Source organism: Luteibacter sp. KNZ12-1A, assembly GCF_056755675.1.
On sequence record NZ_JBPGXU010000018.1, the window covers coordinates 44,639 to 52,533 of the forward strand.

Sequence of the window (7,895 nt, forward strand, 5' to 3'; positions counted from 1 at the left end):
TTCAGGTAAATCGCGCGGCGTGGCGCGCCGCGAGCCAGGCACGGAGGGCGGTGGCCGGACCGGAGCGCGATTGGCGGCGGTGCAGTTCGGCCAGCGGTTCGCCCGCGCGCGCCGCGCCACGGGCCGTGGACAGCGCCGTGCGGCCCTCCAGCCCGCGAAAGGTGCTGAGCGGCTCGCCCAGCGCCAACGCTTCGCGCAGCCCGCCGGCGAGTTCGCCCAGCTGCGCGCGCAGCGCCCCGCGCCGCGCCGGGGAATCGGTCTTCAGGTGCGCGCGCGCGAGGCCATGGCGGGCCAGCCGCGTCATCGGCAATGGCAGGCGCTCACGCTCGGCGTCCAGTTCCAGCCGCGACAACGCGAAGACGAGGTGCGACAGCGTGGCGATCCGCGACGCCGATTCCACCGGCGCGCCGGGGCCGAACCACCAGGCGTTTTCCAGGGTCGCCAGCGCGCCGTGCAGGCCACGGGATGCGGCGACCTGGGCGCCGAAATCCGACGGCGTGCCCTGTTCCAGTTGCGCCATGGCCGCGAGCACGGGAGCCAGCCACATGTTCGCCGGGATGGCGCGTGCGCGATCGCCGCCGAACAGCAGCTTGGTAAGCGGGTGGCGTCCACCGCTGGCGGCGGCGCCGGAGAGTTCCTCCGCCCACCATTGAAGCTTGGCCGCGGCCACCTGCGGCTCGCGAATGCCGTAGGCCGAGGAGACCAGCTCCTGTTCGAACGCGGCCAGCGCGACCCGTTCGTCGCGCATGCGTTCGTCCACGAAGCCGAGCGCGATCCGCTGTTGTGGCTGCACGGCGAGCCACTTGTCGACGAAGCTCCCGGTCGCACCGTCGATCACGCGGCAACCTCCCCCACGCCGAGCAGGACGGCCAGTTCATCGGCATGATCCAGCACGGCATCGGCACCCCAGGCATCCGGATCGCCACCGTCGAGATAGCCCCAGCGCACCGCCACGGTGAAGAGCCCGGCGGCATGGCCCGCGAGGACGTCGCGGCGGTCGTCGCCGACGTACACCGAGCGGGTGGGATCGCAGCCCGCCAGTGCGCAGGCATGCAGCACGGGTGCGGGATCGGGTTTCTTCACCGGCAGGGTATCGCCGGAGACGACGGCGGCGGGCTTCCAGTGCGGAACGGCCCGCGGCAGCAAGGCGTCGGTGAGGAAGCCGGGCTTGTTGGTGACGATACCCCAGCGGATGCCCGCCGCGCCGAGCGCCGCGAGCAGGGGCTCGACGCCATCGAAGACCACGGTGTGGCTGGCCATGCACGCCTCGTACAGTTCGAGGTAGCGCGGAACGAGCTTCAGCAGCTCGTCCGGGGCGATGCCCGGGAAGCCGGCGCCGATGATGGCGCGCGACCCACGCGAGACCACGGGACGCACGCGCTCGTACGGCGGCGGTGCGGCACCCTGCTCCTCGCACAGTTCAAGCAAGGCCGCGTACAGCTCGTGGGCGCTATCGAGCAGGGTACCGTCGAGGTCGAAGAACACGCCCTCGGGCTTGAAGGGAAGCCGGCTCATGCCGTCTTCCTGGCCGCCAGCACATAGTTCACCGCCGTGTTGGCCGACAGGCTGGCGTTGCGCGTGAGCGGGTTGTAGGCCAGGCCCTTGATGTCCTCCAGCTCGAGGTCGAAGCGGCGCAGCATCGTGGCCACTTCGGAAGGCTTGAGGAACTGCGCGTAATGGTGCGTGCCACGCGGCAGCAGGCGCATGAGGTATTCGGCGCCCACGATCGCCGCACCGAACGCGGCCGGCGTGCGATTGAGCGTGGACAGGAACAGCTGGCCGCCGGGCTTGAGCATCGCCGAGAGGTCGCGGACCAGTTCGGCCGGGTCGGGCACGTGCTCGATCAGCTCCATGCAGCAAACCACGTCGAACGAGGCCGGTTCGGCTTCCGCCAGCGCGGTGGACGACTGCACGCGGTAGTCGACCTGCACGTTCGACTCGAACAGGTGCAGCTTCGCGATCTCGATGAGCTTTTCACCGAGGTCGATGGCCGTGACGTTCGCGCCGGCGCGCGCCAGCGCCTCGCTGAGCAGGCCGCCACCACAACCGACGTCCGCCACCTTGGCGCCACGGAGGTTGGCGTGGCCGGCGACATAGGCGGCGCGCACCGGATTCAGGTCGTGCAAGGGACGCGATTCGCCATCGGGGTCCCACCAGCGCGCGGCGAGCTTTTCGAAGCGCGCGATTTCTTCCGCGCTGACGTTGGTGTTGTTCTGCATGATTCAGTCCTCCGTCACGGGGCGCCGCGCACGCCATTCATGCACGGTGAGCGTGGACGAGCCGGTGATGTGCAGTGGATCGGAGTGCGCGATCCGCATCGCGGTGGCGAGATCGGTCGCGCGCAGGATGTATGCGCCGCCGCTGCCATCGGTGAAGGGCCCGGTGAGTTCGAGCAGGCCCTGCTCGATCAGGTCGGCAAGGAAGGCCTGGTGCGCTTCGCCCGCTTCCGGCTTGAAGCCTGGATTGCGCATGGCAAGCACGAGATAGAGGTGCAAGGGTTCGTTCATGCCGGATCCTCCGCGGCGATGCGTTCGCGCCAGGCACGTGCCTTGGCCCGGATGGCGGCGGTGTCGATGCCCAGGAGTTCGCCCGAGGCGAGCTTGCGCACGCCATCGATCCACACGTCGCTGACCTGGTGGCGGCCCGTGGCATAGACCAGCTGCGATGCCACATGGTAGAGCGGCTGGGTTTCCAGGGCGTCGAGACGCACGGCCACGAGATCGGCTCGCTTGCCCGGCTCGATCGAGCCCACGCGGTCGCCCAGGCCGATCGCCTTTGCGCCGTTGAGCGTGGCGGCACGCAGCGCATAGGCGGCGTCGAAGGCGGCGGCGTCGCCCGCCACGGCCTTGGCCAGGAGCGCGGCGGTGCGCATTTCACCGAACATGTCCAGGTCGTTGTTCGAGGCGCAGCCATCGGTGCCGATGCAGACGTTCACGCCGGCGGCACGCAGTTTTTCCGCCGGACAGAAGCCCGAGGCGAGTTTCAGGTTGGATTCGGGGCAATGCACCACGGAAACCCCGGCGACGGCGCAGGCGGCGATCTCGCCATCCGTCAGCTGGGTCATGTGCACCGCCACCAGGCGCTCATTGACGATGCCGAGCTTCTGCAGGCGCGCGAACGGACGGATGCCGTCTTTCGCCACGGCCTCTTCCACTTCGTGCGCCGTCTCGTGCGTGTGCAGGTGGACCGGGATGTCGAGCTGGTCGGCGAGGATGCGGATGCGCTCGAAGTTCTCGTCCGAGACCGTGTACGGCGCATGCGGCACGAATGCCGTTGTGAGCAGGGGCTCGCCGCGCAAGGCATCGTGTACCTCGACGGCGCGGCTGAAGTATTCGTCGGACGTGGTCGCCCAGGCGGTGGGAAAATCGATCACCGGCAAACCGATGACCGCACGAAAACCCATCCGGCGGTAGGTGGCCGCGATCACGTCGGGAAAGAAATAGTTCTCGTTGGCGCAGGTGGTGCCGCCACGGATCATCTCGGCCACGGCGAGCTCGACGCCGTCGCGAATGAATTCCGGACCCATCACGCGACCTTCCGCCGGCCAGATATGCTGCTGCAACCAGGTCATCAACGGCAGGTCGTCGGCCAGGCCGCGCAGCAAGGTCATCGGGTTGTGCGTATGCGCGTTGACCAGGCCGGGGATGAGCGCGTGCTCGGGCAATTCGATCCGCTCTCGCGGCGCGTAGGCCGCGCGGGCGGCGGCGACCGGCAGCACGGCCAGGATCTCGCCGCCGTGCACGGCGACCGCGTGGTCGTCGAGGACCACGGCGTGGGGCTCGACGGGGACGATCCAACGGGCCTCGATGAGGAGGTCGATGTCGGTGGGGCTGGCGGTCATTCGGGGCCTCGGTGGGGAAACGGGAGCCTCATACAAGAACGGCACGGCGCCCTCGGGGGCCGCCGTGCCGCGATACCAGGCAAAACGCCGGTGGCCTTACTTGACGCGGCTGTCGTACTCGCCGGTGCGGGTATCGACCTTGATCACTTCGTCCTGGTTCACGAAGAGCGGCACGCGAACCACGGCGCCGGTCTCGAGGGTCGCCGGCTTGCCGCCACCGCCCGAGGTGTCGCCACGAACGCCAGGATCGGTCTCGACGATCTTCAGTTCGACGAACTTCGGCGGCGTCACGGCGATGATATTGCCGTTGAACAGCGTCACCACGCATTCCTCGTCGCCCTTGAGCCACTTCCAGGCGTCGCCCATCGCGGCGAGGTTCGCACGGTACTGCTCGAAGGTTTCCGAGTGCATGAAGACCCATTCGCGTTCGTTGCCGGAGCCCTCGACGTACGAGAACTGGGCATCGGTATCGACGGCATCGGCTTCCTCGAACGAATCGCTGGACTTCAGCGTCTGCTCGGTGGTGCGGCCATCCTTGAGATTACGGATGCGGATGCGGGTGAAGGCCTGGCCCTTGCCCGGCTTGATGAAGTCGGCTTCGGTGATGATCCACGGATCGCCGTTGTGAAGGATCTTCTTGCCCGTTTTGACATCATTGAGGCCAAGGGTCGCCATGCGCTTTCTGCTCCAGGGTTAAATCCGCCCCGCTGGGCGGCTAAAATGGGGTCTGTCACGGGCTCCTGGGCCCGATCCAAGGTCCGTAATGATAACCGCAAGCCCCACTTCCCGCCTATCGCCGCCCCTTCCTGGCTGGCGCGAGCTGTGGCGGGACGCCATCACCGATGCCGGGGAGCTACTGGCCGCCGTGGGCCTGGGCCACCGGCCCGACCTGCTTCCCCCGGACGACGCGGGCTTCCCGCTTCGCGTGCCACGGGGCTTCGTGGCGCGCATGCGCCACGGCGATCCTTCCGATCCGCTGCTCCTGCAAGTGCTGCCCCGGGCGGCCGAGCACGATGTGGCGGAGGGATTCGCCATCGACGCGGTCGGCGACATGGCGGCGCGCGCCGGGCACGGCCTGCTGCACAAATACGACGGGCGCGCGCTGCTGATCGCCAGCGGCAGCTGCGCCGTGAATTGCCGCTACTGCTTCCGCCGGCACTTCCCCTACGGCGAGGAAATCGCCGCGGCGGCCCAATGGCGCGAGGCACTGGCACACGTGCGGGCGGACACGTCCATCCGCGAATTGATCCTGTCCGGCGGCGATCCGCTGTCGCTGTCCACGCACAAGCTCCAGGAACTCACCCGCGGGCTCGCCCACCTGCCCCACGTGATCCGCCTGCGCATCCACACCCGGCTGCCGGTGGTCCTGCCTGAGCGGATCGACGAGGGCTTCACCGAATGGCTGGCCGCGTTGCCCCTGCAGAAGGTGGTCGTGCTGCACGCCAACCACGCGAACGAGTTCGACGATGCGGTGGACGCCGCCTGCGCCCGCCTGCGTGCCGCGGGCGCCACCTTGCTGAACCAGTCGGTCCTGCTGCGTGGCGTCAACGACGACGCGGGAGCGCTGGTGGACCTGTGCGAACGCTCGTTCGCGGCCGGCGTGCTGCCCTACTACCTGCACCAGCTCGACAAGGTACAGGGGGCCGCCCATTTCGAGGTGGACGACGACCGGGCCCTCGCCCTCATGGCCGAACTGCGCGACCGCTTGCCCGGATTCCTCGTACCCAGGCTGGTACGCGAACTGCAGGGTGATGCCTCCAAGCGACCTATTGCCGATTTCGCGCGTTAGTATGGGCGGCATCCGGTCAGCATGACCTGTCCGGACGCGCTGGGGGGAGCGGGCCGGCAAGCCGGTTCGCGGGGTGGGCAAGCGGTCATTCGGAACGGCATGAAACACGACAACGTCATCAGGATCCTCTTCATCGAGAACTCGGTGGAAGACGCCGAACTCTTGATCAACGTATTGCGCAACGGTGGCATCGCCGTTCGCCCCGCCCGCGCGACGAACGCGGACGAAATCCGGACTGCGCTCGACGATATCGGGCCGGACCTCGTTCTCATGAACCCCGGCGTGCCGGGTATCGATGCCGGCGCGGTGATGCGCCAGCTCGATGCCAGCGGTCGCGACCTCTCCTTGATCGCCGTGGTGGACAGCCTGCACGACGACGCCATCGCCGACCTGTTCGCCAATGGCTGCCGTGGCGTGGCCTTGCGCAAGCGTCCGGACCAGGTGCTGGCCGTGGTCCGCCGTGAATTCGACGCCTTGTCCACCCGCCGCCAGGTGCGCCGGCTGGAAACCTCGCTGCGCGAGACCGAGCGCCGCTGCGACGCGCTGCTCGACTCCTCGCGCGACGCCATCGCCTATGTCCACGAAGGCATGCACGTGCGCGTGAACCAGGCTTACCTGGAGGCCTTCGGGCTCGCCGAGTTCGACGACATCATCGGCCTGCCGATCCTCGACCTGGTCGCCGGCACGCATGCCGATGAGTTCAAGGCCGTCCTGCGCGGCCTTTCCAAGGGCGACAAGACACCACCGCCGATGGAATTGCTCGCGCGCCGCGACGATGGCGGTACCTTCAAGGCCATGGTCGAGTTCGCCCATGCCACCTTCGAAGGCGAGTCCTGCCTGCAAATCGTGTTCCGCCAGCAAACGGTGGACGCGGCCCTGGTGGCGCAACTGCAACGGGATCCCGTCACCGGCCTGTTCAATCGCGCCCACACGCTCGCGCATATCGACGAGGCGGTGGCGGCGGCGGCGGCGGGACGTGCCGGACAGGCCGTGATCCTGCTCGAACCGGACAACTGGAAAGACATCGTCGCCAGCGCGGGCATCGGTAACGCCGATCATCTGCTGGCCGCGATCGCCACCAAGGTCAACGAATCGATCGACGACGAGGACATCGCCGGCGTACTCGGCGATCACACGCTGGGACTGGTTCTCCACTCGCGTGGCGACCTCGAACACGCCGCGCTCACGGAACGCCTGCGCCATGCCGTTGCCGAAAGCATCTTCGACGCCGGCTCGCGCTCGCTCACGGTCACCATCACGCTAGGCGGAACCCTGCTGGCCGAGAAAAACGCCAATACCGAGACCGTGCTCGACCAGGCCAGTACGGCGTTGCGGGCCGCGCAGAACCAGGGCGGCAACCGCGTGGAACTGCACGACCCCAGCGCGCGCGAGAAAGCCGACGCGGAACGCGAGCAGTACTGGCTCGACCTCGTTCGCCAGGCGCTCGCCGAGGATGGCCTGCGTCTGTACCACCAGCAGATCATCAGCCTGCAGGATGCCGCGGGCGAGTTCTACGAGATCCTGGTCCGCATGCGGGGCCCGAAGGGCGACGTGCTGCCGTCGTATTTCTTCCCGGTGGCGGAACGCAACGGCCTGCTTCCCGCGATCGACCGCTGGGTACTCGGCCATGCGATCGACGCCCTCGCCCACCGCGAGAACGACGGCCTGACCACGACCTATTTCGTGAAGATGACCTTGCAGTCGCTGGAAGACCCCGACCTGCTTCCCTGGCTCGTCCGCCGCCTCGAATCGGCGAACCTGCGCCGGAGCAAGCTGGTGATCGAGATGCCGGAATCGAAAGTGCTCACGAGCCTGCGCCCCACTCAGGAATTCGTGAGCGGCTGGCGCAAGGCGGGCGGCGGTTTCGCCATCGAACAGTTCGGCTCCGGCCTGAACTCGTTCCAGATGCTCAACCACGTCGAAGCCGACTTCCTGAAGATCGACCGCAGTTTCATGACCGACCTGCCGCAGCACCCGGAAAACCAGAAGAAGATCGCGGAGATCTGCAAGGAAGGCCATGCCTCCGGCAAGCAGACCGTGGCCGAGTGGGTCGAGGACGCCGTCAGCACGTCGCTGCTGTTCGCCTGCGGCGTGGACTTCATCCAGGGCAACTTCCTGCAAGAGCCAGCGAAAGTGCTGGCCGAGGAATACATGCCGGTCTGACCAGCGACTGCCCAGCCATCCGGGAACCAGCCATCCAGTGACTGGTGGGAGCCGACCTTGTCGGCGATCCCGCGGCAGCGGGCCAGGTTACGGCAAGCAACC

8 protein-coding genes are annotated in these 7,895 nt (G+C 67.8%); 2 read left to right on the top strand and 6 right to left on the bottom strand.

Annotated features, from left to right (window positions below):
* Window position 1: 1 nt before the first annotated feature.
* The 6 genes from ACR9ZJ_RS06275 to efp form a co-directional block, all read right to left on the bottom strand.
* Window positions 2-838 (bottom strand): squalene/phytoene synthase family protein, encoded by an 837-nt coding sequence (locus tag ACR9ZJ_RS06275; RefSeq protein ID WP_481287196.1) that lies wholly within the window; start codon window positions 836-838, stop codon window positions 2-4.
* On the bottom strand, window positions 835-1,515 hold the full coding sequence (locus tag ACR9ZJ_RS06280) for an HAD family hydrolase (protein WP_481287197.1): 681 nt from the start codon (window positions 1,513-1,515) through the stop codon (window positions 835-837). The genes ACR9ZJ_RS06275 and ACR9ZJ_RS06280 overlap by 4 nt, the downstream gene beginning before the upstream one ends.
* Window positions 1,512-2,219: a bifunctional 2-polyprenyl-6-hydroxyphenol methylase/3-demethylubiquinol 3-O-methyltransferase UbiG gene (ubiG, locus tag ACR9ZJ_RS06285; protein ID WP_481280961.1), complete on the bottom strand. Its 708-nt coding sequence runs from the start codon at window positions 2,217-2,219 to the stop codon at window positions 1,512-1,514. The genes ACR9ZJ_RS06280 and ubiG overlap by 4 nt, the downstream gene beginning before the upstream one ends.
* Before the next feature lie 3 nt (window positions 2,220-2,222).
* The gene (locus ACR9ZJ_RS06290; protein ID WP_481280962.1) at window positions 2,223-2,507 is read right to left on the bottom strand and encodes a YciI family protein; all 285 of its coding nucleotides are present in this window, start codon (window positions 2,505-2,507) and stop codon (window positions 2,223-2,225) included.
* Complete coding sequence (locus ACR9ZJ_RS06295) at window positions 2,504-3,841, bottom strand: TRZ/ATZ family hydrolase (RefSeq protein WP_481287198.1); 1,338 nt, start codon at window positions 3,839-3,841, stop codon at window positions 2,504-2,506. The genes ACR9ZJ_RS06290 and ACR9ZJ_RS06295 overlap by 4 nt, the downstream gene beginning before the upstream one ends.
* A gap of 96 nt (window positions 3,842-3,937) precedes the next feature.
* Window positions 3,938-4,516: an elongation factor P gene (efp, locus tag ACR9ZJ_RS06300; RefSeq protein WP_481280964.1), complete on the bottom strand. Its 579-nt coding sequence runs from the start codon at window positions 4,514-4,516 to the stop codon at window positions 3,938-3,940.
* A gap of 88 nt (window positions 4,517-4,604) precedes the next feature.
* Between efp and epmB the strand changes: the two genes are divergently transcribed.
* A complete protein-coding gene (gene epmB / locus ACR9ZJ_RS06305) occupies window positions 4,605-5,630 on the top strand; it encodes an EF-P beta-lysylation protein EpmB (RefSeq protein ID WP_481287199.1) in 1,026 nt (341 codons plus the stop codon).
* Window positions 5,631-5,729: 99 nt separating this feature from the next.
* Window positions 5,730-7,793: an EAL domain-containing response regulator gene (locus ACR9ZJ_RS06310; protein ID WP_481280966.1), complete on the top strand. Its 2,064-nt coding sequence runs from the start codon at window positions 5,730-5,732 to the stop codon at window positions 7,791-7,793.
* The last annotated feature ends 102 nt before the right edge of the window (window positions 7,794-7,895 follow it).